Consider the following 15,120-nt stretch of genomic DNA (forward strand, 5'->3'; position numbering starts at 1 on the left):
CGCCAGGTTCCGCCGGCAAGGCGTGGGCCGCGGGCGCGGAAAGCACGTCCGCGCCCCTCCGGTGCTCTTCCGGAGCCGTGCGCGCCGAATGTCCGACCGCCGAATGCCCGGCCGAGGGGTGGGAACGTCACAATGGCCGATCGGAATCACCCCGACGCCCCCCGCTACCGGGCCGCCGCGGTGGCCGTCCTGCGCATTCCGGCACTGCCCGCCGACCGGTATTCCGAGCTGCTCGCCGCCTGCCCGGCGGACGATCCGCACTGGCCCGCCACCCACCGCGCGCTGCTGGCCGAGGCCTGGCGGACCCCGTTGCTGGCCACCGCCGTCGAGCACACGGCGCCCGCTCTGGCCCGCGCCCTCACCGGCCCCGACGGGCCGGCCGACCTGCGGACCGCCCTCGCCCTGGACCGCTGCCTCAACCGGCTGAGCACCCGCCCCACCCCCTTCGGGCTGGCCGCCGCCGTCACGGCCGTGCCGTTCGGCCCCCGCCCCCGGCTCCACCTGGCCGGCCCCGCCCGCCCGGTGGCCCGCCCGGACGCCGCCCTGCGCCGGCCCGGTCCCGGCGCCCCCGAGCCCGACGGCCGGACCCTGGTCCAGGTCTCCGACCTGGTGCACACCCCCGACGGCCACCCGTGGCGGGAACCCGCCGGACCGGGCGCCGCGCACTGGCTGCGCGGCAGCGGACCGGCCCTGGCCGTGCTGCGCGCCGCGGCCCGTCCCGTCCCGCTCGCCGACCTCGTCGCCGACCTCGGCCGCCGCTACGGCACCGCCGACCCCGGGCCGGCCCGCCGCCTGGTCCGCGAACTGCTCCGCCGGGGCTTCCTGCGCACCGCCGGGCCCGAACTCCCCGCCCCCGGGCCGCTGCTGGGCCTGTGCGACCGCCTCAACACCGTCGCCGACCCCGCCGAGGCGCTGGACCGGCTCCGGACGGCACTGCGGGCCCGCCCCCGGCCCGCCCTGCACCTGGACGCCGTCGCCCGCCCGGCCGGCCCGGCCGCCCTCGACCCGGCGGTGGCCCGGTACGCGGAACGGGCGGCGGCCGTACTCGCCCTGATCGGCCGCGGCAGCCGCTACCCGGCCTACCTGGCCCGCGCGGCCGCCGCCTTCGCCGAGCACTACGGCGACCACGCCCGGGTGCCGGCGCTCGAAGCCGTCCACACCCTCACCGACCTGCGGGCCCTGGACGCCGACGGGCCGGCCGCGCCGGACCCCCGCGGGCCCCTGCTCGGCTCGCTGGTCGCCGAGGCCCTCGCGTACCGCCGGCCGGTCCGCGAACTCGACGACGAACTGCTCGCCCGGCTCGGTTCCGACCGCCCGATCGACCGGGACCGCCCGGCCCTGCCCGGCGTCGACGTCTGCCTGCGGATCGCGCGCACGCCGGGCGGCGGGATCCGGGCCGCGATCGCCGGTCCCGGCGCCGTGCCCGCCGGAGTGGCCTACGGCCGGGCGACCGACCTGCTGGACGCGCCCGCCCGGGCCGCCCTGCGGGCCGCCTTCGCGGCCGAGGAGGCCGCCGCCCCCGGCCACCGCTTCGTCGAGCTGCGCTACCGGCCCGAGCAGGCCGCGGCGGCCAACGTGACCGCCCGGGAGCTCTGGCGCCCCCGGCAGCTCACGGTCGACCTGCCGCCCGCGGGCCGGGCCCCGCGGCTCGCCCTCGCCGAGGTGCTGGTCACCGTTGCCGGCGGCCGCTTCGAGCTGCGCGAGGCCGCCACCGGTCACCTCCTGCACCTCACCCAGGCCAGCGGACTGGACCTGCGGCTGGCCCCGCCGGTCTGCCGCTTCCTGCTGGACGCCTCCGCCAACCAGTTCCGCCACCCGGCGCCGTTCGACTGGGGGCCGGCCGGGGGCGGCCCGTTCCGGCCCCGGCTCGAACACCGCGGCCTGGTGGTGTCGCCGGCCCGCTGGCGCCCCGACCGCCGCGAGCTGGGCGACTGCTCGGCCCGGCAGGTCCGGGACTGGGCCGACCGGTGGCTGGCCCCCCGTCACCTCTGCCTGGTGCGCTCGGGACGGCAGCTGCTGCTGGACCTGGACAGCGCCGTCTCGCTCGCCCACCTGCGGCACGCCCTGGACCGGGCCGACGACGCCGGACCGGTCCTGGAGGAGGCCGTGCCGGCGCCCGGCGGCGAGCCGGTCACCGGCGCCGACGGCGGGCGGCACGCCCTCGAAGCGGTGGTCCCGGTCGTCCTGCTGCCCCCCGCCGCCCCGGCACCCCGACCGGTGCCCGCACCGGCCCGGCGCCCGGCCGCCACCCGCCCCGGCCGGCCCGCCGCGGACTGGCTCTCCCTCCACCTCCACCTCCGCACACCCTGGCAGGACGCCCTGCTCGCCGACCTGACGGCCCGGCTGCCCCGGGCGCAGCTCTTCTTCGTCCGCTACGCCGACCCGGTCGAGCACCTGCGGGTCCGGGTCCGCCGGCAGCCCGGCCTGCTGGACGAACTGCTCGACTGGGCCGGCGAGTGCGCCCACCGGCTGCCCCTGCACGACGTCGCCGTCCGGGCCTACCGGCCGGAGACCGACCGCTACGGCGGCCCGGAACTGATCGGCGCCGCCGAGCGGTTGTTCTGCGCCGACTCCGCGGCCGTCGCGGCCCTGCTCGGCGGCGGCGCCGTCCACCGGCCCCCGCCCGGTCTGCCGCCGGCCGCGCTCGCAGCCCTCACCCTCGACCGGATCGCCGTCCTGCTGCTGCCCGACCTCCGCGAGCGGCGGGCGCTGGCCGCCGCCGTCGCCGACAGCCGCGACGGCTCCCTCGAACACCGCGCCCACGGCCGGGACCTGTGGCGGCTGCGCGCCGGGAACGGCGCCGGGCCGGATCTGGTCGCCGCGCACTGGGCGGCGCCCGCCGCCGAGTACCGCCGTCTGCTGGCCGAGCACTGGCCCGGCCCCGCGGGGGCGCGACGCCGCGGGCACGCCCTGGCCTCGCTGCTGCACCTGCACGCCAACCGGCTGGGTCTGGACCGGGCCCGTGAGCGCGCCGCGCTCGGCCTGTGGCGCCGCCTGCTCGACCGCCAGAGCGCGACCTCGGCCACCGGGACCACCACCCGTGCCCGCCCCCGCGCCCGGACGGCCGACGCCCCCGCCCGCACCGCCGTTCCCGAGCGCACCGCCCCCGCCCGCCCGGCAGGACCCCCGAAGGAGGCCGCACTGTGACAGCACCGGCACCGAACTGGCTCGGCTTCCTCTCCGACGAGGAACGAGTCCCGCAGGACGAGGCGGCCGCCGTCGACCGGGCCCTCGGCCTGCTGTCCCGGCCCGCCGACGACGACCCCGAACCGCTCTTCGTGGCGGCCAACCTGATCGCCCTGGTGCACTTCCGGCTCGGCCGCCCCGAACACGCCCGGTCGCTGTGCCGGGCGGAGACCGCGTACGCGCGCGGCCGCGTCCACGACGGACGCGGCCCGCACACCGCCAAGATCGCGGCGCTCGCCCTCCAGCCGCAGGTCAACCTGGTCCGGATCGAGGGGTACGCCGGCGGGCTCGACCGGGCGCTGGCCGGGCTGGCCGCGCTGGAACGGATCGCCGACGGCCTGCGGGTGCAGACCCAGGACATCGACTGGTGGCCCGAGGACCTCGCGGACGACCCCTCGCTGGCCCGCCGGATCCGGGCCCTGGCCCGCAACATCAGGGTCAGCGACACCTGCCGGATCCTGCACCGCAGGGCCCGGCCCGACCTGCTGGCGGCCGAGGCGGCCCGGTTCACCGCGCGCTGGCCGGCGCTGGCCGCGCAGGGCATCCAGCACGCCGCCGAGACGCCCTGGCTGCTCGGCGCCGGGACCGCCGGGCCCCCCGGGCCGGCCGCGCTCACCGACCCCGACCCGATGGCCCGCCGCCTCGCGGTGGTCCGCACCCTGCACCTGGCCGCGCACGCGGCCGAGCACGGCCGGTCCGAACGGGCCGCCGAGCTCGCCGAAGCGCTGGTCGACGCGGTCGGCGGCCTGCCCGGCCCGTGGGCCTCCCCGCTGACCGTGCCGCGCTGGTGGGCCGTCCTCGGCGCCACCCTGCAGCGGGCCGGCCGGGAACGCCAGGGCCGGATCCTGCTGCGCGCCGCGCTCGCCGAGTCCCGCGGTGACGCGCCCCTGGTCCGCGGCATCCTGCTCCGGCTCGGCGAACCGGCCCCGCCCCGCGCCGGGGAGCCCGCGCGGCTCGCCGAGGTCACCCACCGGCTGCACGCCGCGCTGGCCTCCAGCCGCAGCCGGGCGGGGGTGTGAGGCCGGTGGCCGGGAGCGTGGCCCGCCTGGTCGGCGACCCCGACCGGCTCAGGACGCACTGGGAGGACGCACCGTTCGTCGCCGCGGCCCTGGGCACCTTCTCCGACGTCTTCGACGCCCGCACCGCCGAGCGGCTGATCCACACCACCGGCCTCCCGGTGCCCTCGGTCCGGCTCTTCCGGGACGGCGAGGAGCTGCCCGCCGCCCGGGTCGGCCGCGGGCGGGAACGCTCGGCCGGCCGGCGCGAACTGCTGGTGGACGGCCGGGCGGTGGAGCGTGAGGTCGCCGCCGGCGCCACCCTCGTACTGGAGGAGCTGCAGACCTACTGCCCCCAGGTGGCCGCGTTCTGCCGGGAGCTGACCGAGGAGACCGGCTTCGCCACGTACTGTGCGGCGTTCCTGACGCCGGCCGGTGCACGCGGCGTCGCCCCGCACTACGACACGGCCGGCGTGCTGGTGCGCCAGGTGCACGGCTCCAAGCGCTGGCGGGTCTCGACGCCGCCGGAGCGCTGGCCGGTGCGCGAGTGGGCGGCGGCCCGCACCGGACCGGAGCCCGAACCGCTGCTGGACGTTGTCCTGCGGGCCGGGGAATGCCTCTACATCCCGCGCGGCTTCGTCCACGTCGGGGACGCCACCGAGGAGGCCTCCGTCCACCTGTCGGTGGCGCTGCGCCCGATCACCTGGGGTGCGGTGCTGCGCCCGCTGGTGGACCGGGTGCTGACCGCCGAGGAGTTCCGCGAGTGCCTGCCCTACGGCTTCCACCGGCTCGAACCGCAGGAGTTCGAACGGCAGTTGAGCGAGCGGTCGGCCGAGCTCAGGAGACGACTGGCGGCCGCGCCGGCCGCGGCCGACGCCAAGGAGACGGCCGACCGGATCCGGCCGGCCCGCCCGGGGCCGCTCCCCACCGGCGGCGGCTCCCTGCTGCGCGCCCTCACCCACTCGGGGCCGTCCCGTCCGGCCCCGCACCGCCCGAGGGAGGCGAGATGACCGACACCGTGCCGGCCCAGGCTCCACCGCAGCAGGCCGGAGGCCTGCGGCACAACCGCAACTGGCACCGGCTCTGGCTCGGCCAGGCGGTCTCGGTGGTCGGGGACTTCGTCTTCGACACCACCGTCGTGCTGTGGGTCGGCACGGTGCTCGCCAAGGGACAGAGCTGGGCGCCGGCGGCGGTCAGCGGGGTGCTGCTGGCGGCGGCCGTGCCGACCCTGCTGGTCGGTCCGGCGGCCGGGGTGTTCGTCGACCGCTGGGACCGGCGGCGGCTGATGCTGGCCACCGACGCGCTGCGGGCCGTGGTGATCCTGGCCCTGCTGGCGGTGCCGGTCGCGGGGGACCGGCTGCCCACCCCGGTGGCGCTGGCGCTGGTCTACCTCGCCGTCGCGGTCTGCGCGGGGGCCGGACAGTTCTTCAACCCGGCCCGGCTGGCGGTGATCGGCGCGACCGTCCCGAAGGCCGACCGCACCCGCGCGTTCAGCCTCACCTCCGCCACCGGCAGCGCCGCGGGCATCGTCGGGCCGCCGCTGGCGGCGCCGCTGCTGTTCGCCGCCGGCGTGCAGTGGGCCCTGGTCGCCAACGCCTGCTCGTTCCTGCTGTCCTTCCTGTTGATCAGGTCACTGGTGGTGGCGCCCACCGAACGCCCGGCCGACCGGGGGCCCTCCACCTTCCGGGCCGACTTCCGGGAGGGCATCAGCTTCTTCGTGCACAACCGCGTCCTGATGGCGCTGCTCGGCTCGGTGTGCGTGTACACCCTCGGGGTCGGCGCGCTCAACGTGCTGGACGTCTTCTTCGTCACCGACAACCTGCACTCCGCGGCCTCCTGGCTGGGCACCCTGGGCGCCGGGTTCGCGGTCGGCACCCTGCTCGGCGGACTGCTGGCGGGTGCCGTCTCCGGGAAGCTGAGCGACCACCGGATCTACTGGCTCTGCCTGGTGCTGACCGGTGCCGGGGTGGTCCTCTACTCCCGGCTCACCGCGCTGCCGCTCGCCCTGGTGGTGCTCGCCCTGATCGGCCTGCCGGTGGGTGCGGTGAACGTGGTGGTGGGCCCGCTGCTGCTGGGCGTCACCCCGCAGCACCTGCTCGGCCGGGTGGTCACCGTGATCGGCCCGGTGCAGCAGCTCGCCGCGATCTCCACGATGGCGCTGGCGGGATTCCTGGCCAGTACCGCGCTGCGCGGCCTGGACACCGAGGTCGCGGGGGTGCACTTCGGCCGGATCGACACCATCCTCGCGGTCGGCGGCCTGTTCATGATCGCCGGCGGGGTCTGGGCGGCCCGCCGCCTCCGGCCGGCCGACCAGCCGGACCCGCCCGACCGGACGGAGGAGTCCTAGGTGCCGCACTTTGCGAACCCATGGCGCAATCTTGCGCACCGGCAGACTCGCCGTCAGTCGCTCGTTCACCGAACGTCCGTGCACGCGCCACCGCACGGTGCGAATCTCTCCGGCATGAATATCCCCCGCATGGGCGTGCCCGAGAAGCTCGCCGACCGGATGAGCATGGCCGAGCAGCACGAGTACCTGCGCAGCGCGCTCTCCCGCCGCAAGCTGCTGCGTTCCAGCGCCGTCACGGTCGGCGTGCTCGCCGTCGGCGGCGCGCTCGGTTCCGGTACGGCGTACGCCGACCCGTCCGCGCCGGTCCCCTCCACCACCGACGGCATCGACGGCTCCCTGGTCGCGCCGATCGGCCGTCACCTCGCCTTCGGCGCCGAGCCGGACCGTCAGTTCCGGATCTCCTGGCAGGTCCCGGCCCCGGTGAAGAAGCCGTTCCTGCGGTACGGCCGGCACCCGTGGGACCTCGGGCACAAGGTCGAGGCCGAGGTACGGGCGCTGCACACCCCCGCCCTCACCCCGACCGGCACGCCCGTCGACCAGTACTACCTGCACGTGGAACTGGACCACCTGGACGCCGACACCACCTACTACTACGGCGTCGGCCACCAGGGCTTCGACCCGGCCTCGCACCAGGCGATCTCCACCCTGAGCACCTTCCGCACCGCGCCGGCCCGCTCCCGGCGCCGGGGCCGCCCGTTCGCGCCGTTCACCTTCACCGCCTTCGGCGACCAGGGCGTCAGCGCCCACGCGGCCGGCAACGACCACGTCATCCTGGCCCAGAACCCGTCCTTCCACCTGCACGCCGGCGACATCTGCTACGCCGACCCGGCCGGATCCGGCCAGGACTCCGACAAGTCCGTCTACGACGCCACCACCTGGGACCGCTTCCTCGTCCAGACCGAGACGGTCGCCGCCAAGGTCCCGTGGATGGTCTCCTACGGCAACCACGACATGGAGGCGTGGTACTCGCACAACGGCTACGGCGGCGAGTCCTCCCGCTTCTACCTCCCGCAGAACGGCCCGGACCCGCGCACCGCCCCCGGCGTCTACTCCTTCAAGTACGGCAACGTCGGCGTCGTCTCGCTGGACGCCAACGACGTCTCGTACGAGATCCCGGCCAACCTCGGCATCACCGCGGGCAAGCAGACCGCTTGGCTGGACCGCAGGCTGCACGAGCTGCGCCAGGACGACACCGTCGACTTCGTGGTGGTCTTCTTCCACCACTGCGCCTTCTCCACCACCCACCAGCACGCCTCCGAGGGCGGTGTCCGGGAGGCCTGGGTGCCGCTGTTCGAGAAGTACCGGGTGGACCTGGTGATCAACGGTCACAACCACGTCTACGAGCGGACGGACGCGATCCTCGGCAACAAGGTCGCCAAGGCGGTGCCCAGCGGCGCCACCGTCGAGCCCGCCAAGGACGGTGTGGTCTACGTGACGGCCGGCGCCGCCGGGCGCAGCCTGTACTCCTTCGACGCGCCCGACAGCTACGAGGGCCACGAGAAGCGGGTCGACTCGATCGCCACGTACCACTTCGCCAAGGGCGGCACCAAGGTCCCCGAGACCGTCGAGTGGTCCCGGGTCCGCTACACCGGCTACTCCTTCATCAAGGTGGACGTGGTGCCCGCCCACCCGGGCCGCACCGCGACCATGCAGGTCACCGCGCTGGCCGAGGACGGCACCCGGATCGACCACTACACCATCGCCCGGCGGGCCGGGGAGTGCGGCGGGCGCTGATCCCGTCCGCCGCCGGTCCGAGTCCCGCCGCCGGTCCGCGCCCCGCCACGGGACGCGGACCGGCGGCCGAGCCGGGCTCAGTCGCCGGCGATCCGGGGGAACAGCGGCCCGGGGGCGGGCAGCACGCCGTCCACGGGGGTGCAGCGCCCGGTGATCCGGGCGCCGGCGTCCGGCAGGAACGGCGCCAGCTCGCGGCCCAGCGTCCGGCAGGCGTGCAGCAGTTCGCCGAGTGCGGTGTCCAGCCGTGCGCCGGCCGCCGGGTCACCGGACCGTTCGGCCCGGGCGAGTTCCCAGGGCCGGGTCTCGTCGATCGTCCGGTTGGCCTCCTCGACCACCGTCCACACCGCGGCGGCGGCCCGGCGGAAGTCGTGCCCGGCCAGGGCGGCGTCGACCAGTTCCGGCGCGCGCCGGCACACCCCGGGCAGCCGCCCGCCGGCCGCGGCGATGGCCGGCTCCCGCCCGTCCCGGAACCGGTGAACCATCGTCACGACCCGGTTGACCAGGTTCCCGACGCCGCCCGCCAGGTCGGCGTCGGCCCGGGCGACCAGCCGTTCGGTGGTGAAGTCGGCGTCGCCGACCCGGGGCACCTCGCGCAGCAGCCACCAGCGCACCGCGTCCGTGCCGTACGCGTCGACCAGTGCGGTCGGGTCGACGGTGGTGCCCGCCGACTTGCTGATCTTGCGGCCGTCCACGGTCAGGTAGTCGTGCACCAGGACGTCGGTCGGCAGCGGCAGCCCGGCGGACAGCAGCATGGCCGGCCAGTACACCGCGTGGAAGCGCAGGACGCCCTTGCCCACCAGGTGCACCCGCCGGCCGTCCCCGTCCTCCCCGGCCCACCAGCGTCCGAACTCCGCCTCGTCCGAGCCGAATCCGAGGCTGGTCACGTAGTTGCCCAGGGCGTCCCACCAGACGTAGACCACCTGCTCCGGGTCGCCGGGCACGGGGATGCCCCAGCCGCGGGCCCGGGTGTGCGAGCGGGAGATCGAGAAGTCGTGCAGACCGCCGTCGATCAGGCCGAGCACCTCGTTGCGCCGGGCGGCCGGTTCGATCCGCAGCCGGCCGTCGGTGATCAGTTCGCGCAGCGTGTCGGCGTACCGGGACAGCCGGAAGAACCAGTTCTCCTCGGCCACGGCCCGGGGCTCGGTGCCGTGTTCGGCGCACCGGCCCTCGACCAGCTCGGCCGGGGTGTAGAACTGCTCGCAGCCGACGCAGTACAGGCCTTCGTAGTGCTTGCGGTAGAGGTCTCCGGAGGCCTCGCAGCGGCGCCAGAGCTCCTCCACCCCGGCCCGGTGTCGGGGGTCGCGGCTGGTGCGGATGAAGTCGTCGAAGGAGAGTGCCAGCGGTTCGCGCAGCGCGGCGAAGGCGTCCGCGTTGCGGTCCACGAAGCTCTGGACGTCCGACCCCTCGGCCTCGGCGGCCAGGACGTTCTTGAGCGAGTTGTCGTCCGTCCCGCTGAGGAAGCGGACCTCGTCGCCGCGGCTGCGGCGGTGCCGGGCCAGCACGTCGGCCTGCACCAGCTCCAGCGCGAAGCCGAGGTGGGGCCGGGCGTTGACGTACGGGATGGTGGTGGTGACGTAGTAGCGCGGGCGGGTCATCGGGAACCTCCTGCCGTGCGGCGGGGCTCCGGTCGCGAACGCGGACGAGGCCCCGACTCGGGGCCTCGGAAACGTGGGTACGTCCGGTGTCAGCAGCCCCTGGTGCGGGGCATCATGGAGAACCGGTACGTGGTCATGGGGTGATGCTAGCCCATCGGACGGGCCGCCGGCCGCACGGTTTCCAGCCCCCGGCCCGACGCGGTGCGTACGCTGCCTGGTCCTGGCAGGGCCAGGCAGCGCGACGGCGGATCGGCGAGAATCGGGCCATGACGACCGCCACCACCGCGCTGGGCGACTTCCTGCGCACCCGCCGCGCCCGGCTGCTGCCCCGGGACGTCGGCCTGCCCGAGCTCGGCCGGCGCCGGGTGGCGGGCCTGCGCCGCGAGGAGATCGCCGAACTCGCCGGCGTCAGCGTCGACTACTACACGCGGATGGAACAGGGCCGGGTCCGCAACGCCTCGCCCGCGGTGCTCGCCGCCCTCGCCCGCGCGCTGCGCCTGGACGAGGACGAGACCCGTCACCTGCACCGGATCGCCCGCCCCGCCGGCACCCCGCGCGGCCCGCGGCGCGGCGCGGAACGCCCGCAGCGGGTACGGCCGATGCTCCGGACCCTGCTGGGGTCGCTCCCGGACCTGCCCGCCCTGGTGATGGGGCGGCGGATGGAGGTGCTCGCCTGGAACGAGGCGGCGAGCGCCCTGCTCGGCGACTTCGACGCGATGGACCCGGCGGAGCGCAACATCGCCAGGATCACCTTCCTGCGGCCCGAGTCCCGTTCCCTGTACGCGGACTGGGAGGCCTGCGCCCGGGAGAACGTCGCCTACCTGAGCCTGGAGGCCGGCCGGCACCCCGACGACCCCGCGCTGAGCGCGCTGGTCGGCGAACTCGCGGTGAAGAGCCGGGAGTTCCGCGGCTGGTGGGCCGAACACCCGGTCCAGGACAAGACGTCCGGGGTCAAGCGGTTCCAGCACCCGGTCGTCGGCGGCCTGGAACTGACCTACGAGACCCTGCGGGCCGCCGACGACCCGGCCCAGGCGCTGATCACCTACGCCGCCGAGCCCGGCAGCCCCTCCGAGGACGCCCTGCGACTGATGCTCGCCTGGACGGCGTCCCCGGCGGCCGGGCCCGAGGAGGCCCTGCGCGCCGGCGGTCCGCAGCCGGGCGGCCGCCCCTGAGGTGCGTCAGCCGAGCGCGGCGAGCTGTTCGGCGAGGGTGTCGCTGTGCTGGAAGGTCAGCCCCATCAGGGCCACGTGCTTCCAGCGCACCGAGCCGTCCCCGTCCAGGATGAAGACGGAACGGCGCAGGCCGAGCCCCGGCACCGCGATGCCGAACGCCGTGGCGACCGTGCGATCGGTGTCGGCCAGCAGCGGGAAGGCCAGCCGGTGCTTGCGGGCGAACGCCTCGTGGCTGTCCAGGCCCTGCGGGCTGATGCCCCAGACGGTGGCGCCCAGACCCTTGAAGCGGTCCAGGTCCGAGGTGTACGAGCAGAGCTGCTTGGTGCACACGGCGGTGTCGTCGCCCGGGTAGAAGACCAGGACCAGCGGGCCGCCCTTGGCCTCCGCGAGACGGTAGTCGCGGCGCTCGGCGACGTCCCCGTCGAGCAGCAGTCCTGGCAGGGTGAACTCGGGTGCGGGGGAGCCGATCTCGGGCTGCTTGGCCATCGGAGGTCCTTCGTCGTGGGGGGCCGGTGGAGCTGCGTCCGTCGGCGATGTTACCCGGCCGTAGCGGAGGTGGAAGGGGCGCCGGGCGGGGGCCACCGGGGCCCGCCCGGTCCGGCTCCGCTGCCGGGGGCCGCCCTGGACGGCACCCGGCCGCCGGGCGACACTGGCGCGGTGACCGACCTGACGACCCTCCGGCAGCCCCGGAACCAGGTGCCGCTGCACAACCTGGAGGTCCCCGCGCCGGGCGTGCTGCCCTTCGCCCTGGGCTCCTTCGACACCATCGGCCCGCTGTCCCGGGCGGGCTTCCCGCACCGCCACTCCTTCTACGAGCTGGTCTACGTGACCGGTGGCCGCGGCGCGCACGTCCTCGACCTGGTCGAGTGGCCGCTGGACCCGCCGCACCTGTGGGTGCTGCTGCCCGGCCAGCGTTCAGTCTGACCACGATCGTGCCCGGCCTCTACCCCGGCCGCACCCGGCACATCCACGTCAAGGCCCAGGCCCCCGGGCGCCCGGTGCTCACCACCCAGCTGTACTTCCCGGGCGAGCCGCGCAACAGCACGGACACCATCTTCGATCCGGCGCTGCTGATGAACGTCCGGCAGGCCGGTCCGGCCGAGGAGGGCAGCTTCGACTTCGTGCTCGACGTCGCGCAGACCCCCTCGCCGTCGCCGACCCCGACCGGACCCTCCTCGCCGTCCCCCTCGCCCAGCGGCCCGGCCGGCGGCACCTGGCGGGCGGGCACCACGTACCGGGCCGGTGACCAGGTCACCTACGGCGGTGCCGCCTACCGCTGCCTCCAGGGGCACACCGCGTTCACCGGCTGGGAGCCGCCGAACGTTCCCGCGCTGTGGCAGCGGCTGTGACCCGGCCGGGCCCCGCCCGGCGACGCTACTGGCGGTAGGTGGCCAGGAAGCGGCCGATCCGGCTGATCGCCGTCTCCAGGTCGTCGGCGCGGGGCAGGGTGACGAAGCGGAAGTGGTCCGGGCGGGGCCAGTTGAAGCCGGTGCCCTGGACGATGTGGATCTTCTCGCGGAGCAGCAGGTCCAGTACGAAGCGCTCGTCGTCCACGATCCGGTGGACCGCCGGGTCCAGCTTGGCGAAGGCGTACAGCGCGCCCTGGGGCTTGACGCAGCTCACGCCGGGCAGCTCGTTGAGGGCGCGCCAGGTGACGTCCCGCTGCTCGGTGAGGCGGCCGTTCGGCAGGGTGAGGTCGTGGATCGACTGGTGCCCGCCGAGGGCGGCCTGCACGGCGTACTGCGCCGGTACGTTGGGGCACAGGCGCATGCCGGCCAGCATGGTGAGGCCCTCCAGGTAGTCCCTGGCGTGCTGCTTGGGCCCGGACACCACCAGCCAGCCGCTGCGGAACCCGGCCACCCGGTAGGCCTTGGACAGGCCGTTGAAGGTCAGCGTGACCACGTCGTCGGCCAGCGCGGCCAGGCAGTGGTGCTCGACGCCGTCGTAGAGGATCTTGTCGTAGATCTCGTCGGCCAGCACCATCAGGCCGTGCCGGCGGGCGAGTTCGAGGATGCCCTCCAGGAGCTCCTTCGGATACACCGCGCCGGTCGGGTTGTTGGGGTTGATGACCACGATGGCCTTGGTGCGGTGGTTGATCTTCGAGGCGATGTCGTCGAGGTCCGGGTACCACTGGGCCTCCTCGTCGCAGAGGTAGTGCACGGCCTTGCCGCCGGCCAGCCGGACCACCGCCGTCCAGAGCGGGAAGTCCGGTGCGGGGACGAGGACTTCGTCGCCGTCGTCGACCAGCGCCTGGACCGCCATCTGGATCAGTTCCGAGGCGCCGTTGCCGAGGTAGACGTCGTCCACCGTCACGCCGGACACCCCGCGCTGCTGGTAGTACTGCACCACCGCGCGCCGGGCCGGCAGGATGCCCCGGGAGTCGCTGTAGCCGTGCGCGCCGCGCAGGTTGCGGACGATGTCCTGGATGATCTCCTCGGGCGCCTCGAAGCCGAACGGCGCCGGGTTGCCGGTGTTCAGCCGCAGCACCGTGTGCCCGGCCTCCTCCAGTGCGTTGGCGTGGTCGACGACCGGGCCACGGATCTCGTAGCACACGTCCTTCAGCTTGCTGGACTGGCGAAACTCCATCAGCGGCCTCCCGAACCGTCACCACCACGCCGGCGGCATGCTTTGTTCTACCAAGTAAGCACTTGGAAAGTCCAACCTATTGGCTATGCTGATCCACATGTCACGCCGAAGCTACGACCAGTACTGCGCCGTCGCCCGCGCCCTGGATGCGGTGGGCGAGCGCTGGAGTCTCCTGATCGTCCGTGAGCTCCTCGGCGGCCCGCGCCGCTACACGGATCTGCACGCCGACCTGCCCGGCGTCTCCACCGACATCCTGGCCGCCCGGCTCAAGCAGCTGGAGGCCGAGGGCCTCGCGGTCCGGCGCAAGCTGGAGCGGCCCGCCAGCGCGACGGTCTACCAGCTGACCGAACGCGGCCTGGCGCTGCGGCCCGTGGTCGAGTCGCTCGCCGCCTGGGGCCTGCCGGAGCTCGGCGAACGCCGTCCCACCGACGCCGTCCGCGGCCACTGGTTCACCGGGGAGCCGGTCGAGCCGGTCGGGCCGGTTGAATCCGTCGAGCCGGTCGGGTCGCGCTGACGGCGCTGGCGGCGCCGACGGCGCTGGCCGGGCCGGCCGAGCCGACCAGCTCCGCCGTCAGCGCCGCGTGGGTGGTGCCCATGTCCGGGGCGGGGTCGGTGCGCAGCGCGCCCGAGTGCGTCCAGTACGCCGCCATCTGCGGATTGGGCCGGGCCAGCCGGGTGACCAGTGCCCGGCGGAACGCGGGGGAGTCGGCGGTGCGCTCGGCGCGGGCGTGCGCGGCGACGAAGCACTCCAGCGCGCCCGGGTCGCCGCGCCGCGCCAACTCGTAGGCCTCGCCCAGTCCTTCGTACAGCAGGTGGGCGTCCTCGCAGCTGCCGCCGTCGGCCGCCCGGATCGCCGCGGCGGCCGCGCGGTCGGTGGCCACCGCGTGCAGTCGCGCGTACGCGAGCGCCTGCGCCGGGGTCGGCGAGCCGGGCAGCTCCGGAACGGCCGCGTCGATGATCGCCGCCACCAGCCGGGGCGGCAGTCGCAGCGGCAGGACCCGTCGCCAGAACGCGGCCAGCACGTCGGTGGCCGGCGGCGTGCGCAGCGCGTCACCGACCAGGTCGAGCGCGCCCGGTTGCTCGGCGACGGCCTCAAGTGCGGCCTGCCGCCAGCGCAGGTCGGTCAGCTGCCGCGCCACCTCGGCCCGGTGGGCGGCCAGCGCCGCGGACGCCTCGGTGTCCCCCCGCAGCACCTCGGCGACGGCGGGCAGGGCCAGGCCCAGTGCCCGCAGCCGCCGTACCGTCCGCAGCCGCTCCAGCGCCGACGCGCCGTACCGGCGGTGCCCGCCCGGAGTGCGCCCGGACTCCGGCAGCAGCCCCGAGTCGGAGTAGAACCGCACCGTCTTCACGCTGACCCCGGCGGCCTCGGCCAACTCCCCGATCCCGAAGCTCCGACCGTCCTCGTCCACCATCGCGGCACCCCCTTCGCGACCAGCCTACGGACCTCGGGACGGCTCCCGCCGGGTGCCCGGCGCTGGAATCTCCCCCTGCGGGAGGTCCTACGG

General features: G+C 75.6%; 11 protein-coding genes and 1 pseudogene. 8 read left to right on the forward strand and 4 right to left on the reverse strand.

The genetic code is table 11. The features are described from left to right. Positions 1 to 132: 132 nt before the first annotated feature. From ACIOFR_RS27835 to ACIOFR_RS27855, 5 genes are all read left to right on the forward strand, one after another. On the forward strand, positions 133 to 3,147 hold the full coding sequence (locus ACIOFR_RS27835; protein WP_401001869.1) for a thiopeptide-type bacteriocin biosynthesis protein: 3,015 nt from the start codon (positions 133 to 135) through the stop codon (positions 3,145 to 3,147). Beyond that, the gene (locus ACIOFR_RS27840) at positions 3,144 to 4,205 is read left to right on the forward strand and encodes a hypothetical protein (protein ID WP_401001871.1); all 1,062 of its coding nucleotides are present in this window, start codon (positions 3,144 to 3,146) and stop codon (positions 4,203 to 4,205) included. The genes ACIOFR_RS27835 and ACIOFR_RS27840 overlap by 4 nt, the downstream gene beginning before the upstream one ends. A 5-nt stretch (positions 4,206 to 4,210) precedes the next feature. Continuing rightward, complete coding sequence (locus tag ACIOFR_RS27845) at positions 4,211 to 5,191, forward strand: JmjC domain-containing protein (protein WP_401001873.1); 981 nt, start codon at positions 4,211 to 4,213, stop codon at positions 5,189 to 5,191. After that, positions 5,188 to 6,528: an MFS transporter gene (locus tag ACIOFR_RS27850; protein WP_401001875.1), complete on the forward strand. Its 1,341-nt coding sequence runs from the start codon at positions 5,188 to 5,190 to the stop codon at positions 6,526 to 6,528. Before ACIOFR_RS27845 ends, ACIOFR_RS27850 begins: the two co-directional genes overlap by 4 nt. A gap of 114 nt (positions 6,529 to 6,642) precedes the next feature. Continuing rightward, positions 6,643 to 8,262, forward strand: coding sequence for a purple acid phosphatase family protein (locus ACIOFR_RS27855; RefSeq protein WP_401001876.1), 1,620 nt, complete (start codon positions 6,643 to 6,645; stop codon positions 8,260 to 8,262). Between the two features lie 77 nt (positions 8,263 to 8,339). On the opposite strand, the gene ACIOFR_RS27860 is transcribed toward ACIOFR_RS27855, so the two are convergent. Beyond that, positions 8,340 to 9,857 carry a methionine--tRNA ligase gene (locus ACIOFR_RS27860; protein WP_401001877.1) on the reverse strand — a complete coding sequence of 506 codons (1,518 nt, stop codon included), beginning with the start codon at positions 9,855 to 9,857 and terminating at the stop codon, positions 8,340 to 8,342. Between the two features lie 266 nt (positions 9,858 to 10,123). On the opposite strand from ACIOFR_RS27860, the gene ACIOFR_RS27865 reads away from it, so the two are divergent. Continuing rightward, positions 10,124 to 11,029 carry a helix-turn-helix transcriptional regulator gene (locus ACIOFR_RS27865; protein ID WP_401001879.1) on the forward strand — a complete coding sequence of 302 codons (906 nt, stop codon included), beginning with the start codon at positions 10,124 to 10,126 and terminating at the stop codon, positions 11,027 to 11,029. Between the two features lie 6 nt (positions 11,030 to 11,035). Here the strand turns inward: ACIOFR_RS27865 and ACIOFR_RS27870 are convergent, their stop codons facing one another. Continuing rightward, positions 11,036 to 11,515 (reverse strand): peroxiredoxin, encoded by a 480-nt coding sequence (locus ACIOFR_RS27870; RefSeq protein WP_401001881.1) that lies wholly within the window; start codon positions 11,513 to 11,515, stop codon positions 11,036 to 11,038. A 47-nt stretch (positions 11,516 to 11,562) separates the two neighbouring features. Here ACIOFR_RS27870 and ACIOFR_RS27875 point away from each other — a divergent pair, with 47 nt between their 5' ends. After that, on the forward strand, positions 11,563 to 12,378 hold the full coding sequence (locus tag ACIOFR_RS27875; protein ID WP_401001883.1) for a carbohydrate-binding protein: 816 nt from the start codon (positions 11,563 to 11,565) through the stop codon (positions 12,376 to 12,378). 25 nt (positions 12,379 to 12,403) lie between these two features. Here the strand turns inward: ACIOFR_RS27875 and ACIOFR_RS27880 are convergent, their stop codons facing one another. Continuing rightward, the gene (locus ACIOFR_RS27880) at positions 12,404 to 13,615 is read right to left on the reverse strand and encodes a pyridoxal phosphate-dependent aminotransferase (RefSeq protein ID WP_401001885.1); all 1,212 of its coding nucleotides are present in this window, start codon (positions 13,613 to 13,615) and stop codon (positions 12,404 to 12,406) included. 97 nt (positions 13,616 to 13,712) lie between these two features. Here ACIOFR_RS27880 and ACIOFR_RS27885 point away from each other — a divergent pair. Next, positions 13,713 to 14,066, forward strand: a pseudogene (locus ACIOFR_RS27885) (winged helix-turn-helix transcriptional regulator); the annotation flags it as partial. Here the strand turns inward: ACIOFR_RS27885 and ACIOFR_RS27890 are convergent. Then, entirely contained in the window at positions 14,065 to 15,027 is a 963-nt protein-coding gene (locus ACIOFR_RS27890) for a MerR family transcriptional regulator (RefSeq protein WP_401001887.1), read from the reverse strand. The pseudogene ACIOFR_RS27885 and the gene ACIOFR_RS27890 sit on opposite strands and share 2 nt — an antisense overlap. Positions 15,028 to 15,120 lie beyond the last annotated feature (93 nt).

This window comes from Kitasatospora sp. NPDC088346 (assembly GCF_044740765.1).
GTDB lineage: Bacteria > Actinomycetota > Actinomycetes > Streptomycetales > Streptomycetaceae > Kitasatospora.

Coding starts and splice junctions, on each gene's coding strand:
- ACIOFR_RS27835 (WP_401001869.1), top strand. CDS start 133: ATGGCCGATCGGAATCACCCCGACGCCCCCCGCTACCGGGCCGCCGCG.
- ACIOFR_RS27860 (WP_401001877.1), bottom strand. CDS start 9,857: ATGACCCGCCCGCGCTACTACGTCACCACCACCATCCCGTACGTCAAC.
- ACIOFR_RS27890 (WP_401001887.1), bottom strand. CDS start 15,027: ATGGTGGACGAGGACGGTCGGAGCTTCGGGATCGGGGAGTTGGCCGAG.
- ACIOFR_RS27875 (WP_401001883.1), top strand. CDS start 11,563: ATGTTACCCGGCCGTAGCGGAGGTGGAAGGGGCGCCGGGCGGGGGCCA.
- ACIOFR_RS27865 (WP_401001879.1), top strand. CDS start 10,124: ATGACGACCGCCACCACCGCGCTGGGCGACTTCCTGCGCACCCGCCGC.
- ACIOFR_RS27870 (WP_401001881.1), bottom strand. CDS start 11,515: ATGGCCAAGCAGCCCGAGATCGGCTCCCCCGCACCCGAGTTCACCCTG.
- ACIOFR_RS27855 (WP_401001876.1), top strand. CDS start 6,643: ATGAATATCCCCCGCATGGGCGTGCCCGAGAAGCTCGCCGACCGGATG.
- ACIOFR_RS27850 (WP_401001875.1), top strand. CDS start 5,188: ATGACCGACACCGTGCCGGCCCAGGCTCCACCGCAGCAGGCCGGAGGC.
- ACIOFR_RS27880 (WP_401001885.1), bottom strand. CDS start 13,615: ATGGAGTTTCGCCAGTCCAGCAAGCTGAAGGACGTGTGCTACGAGATC.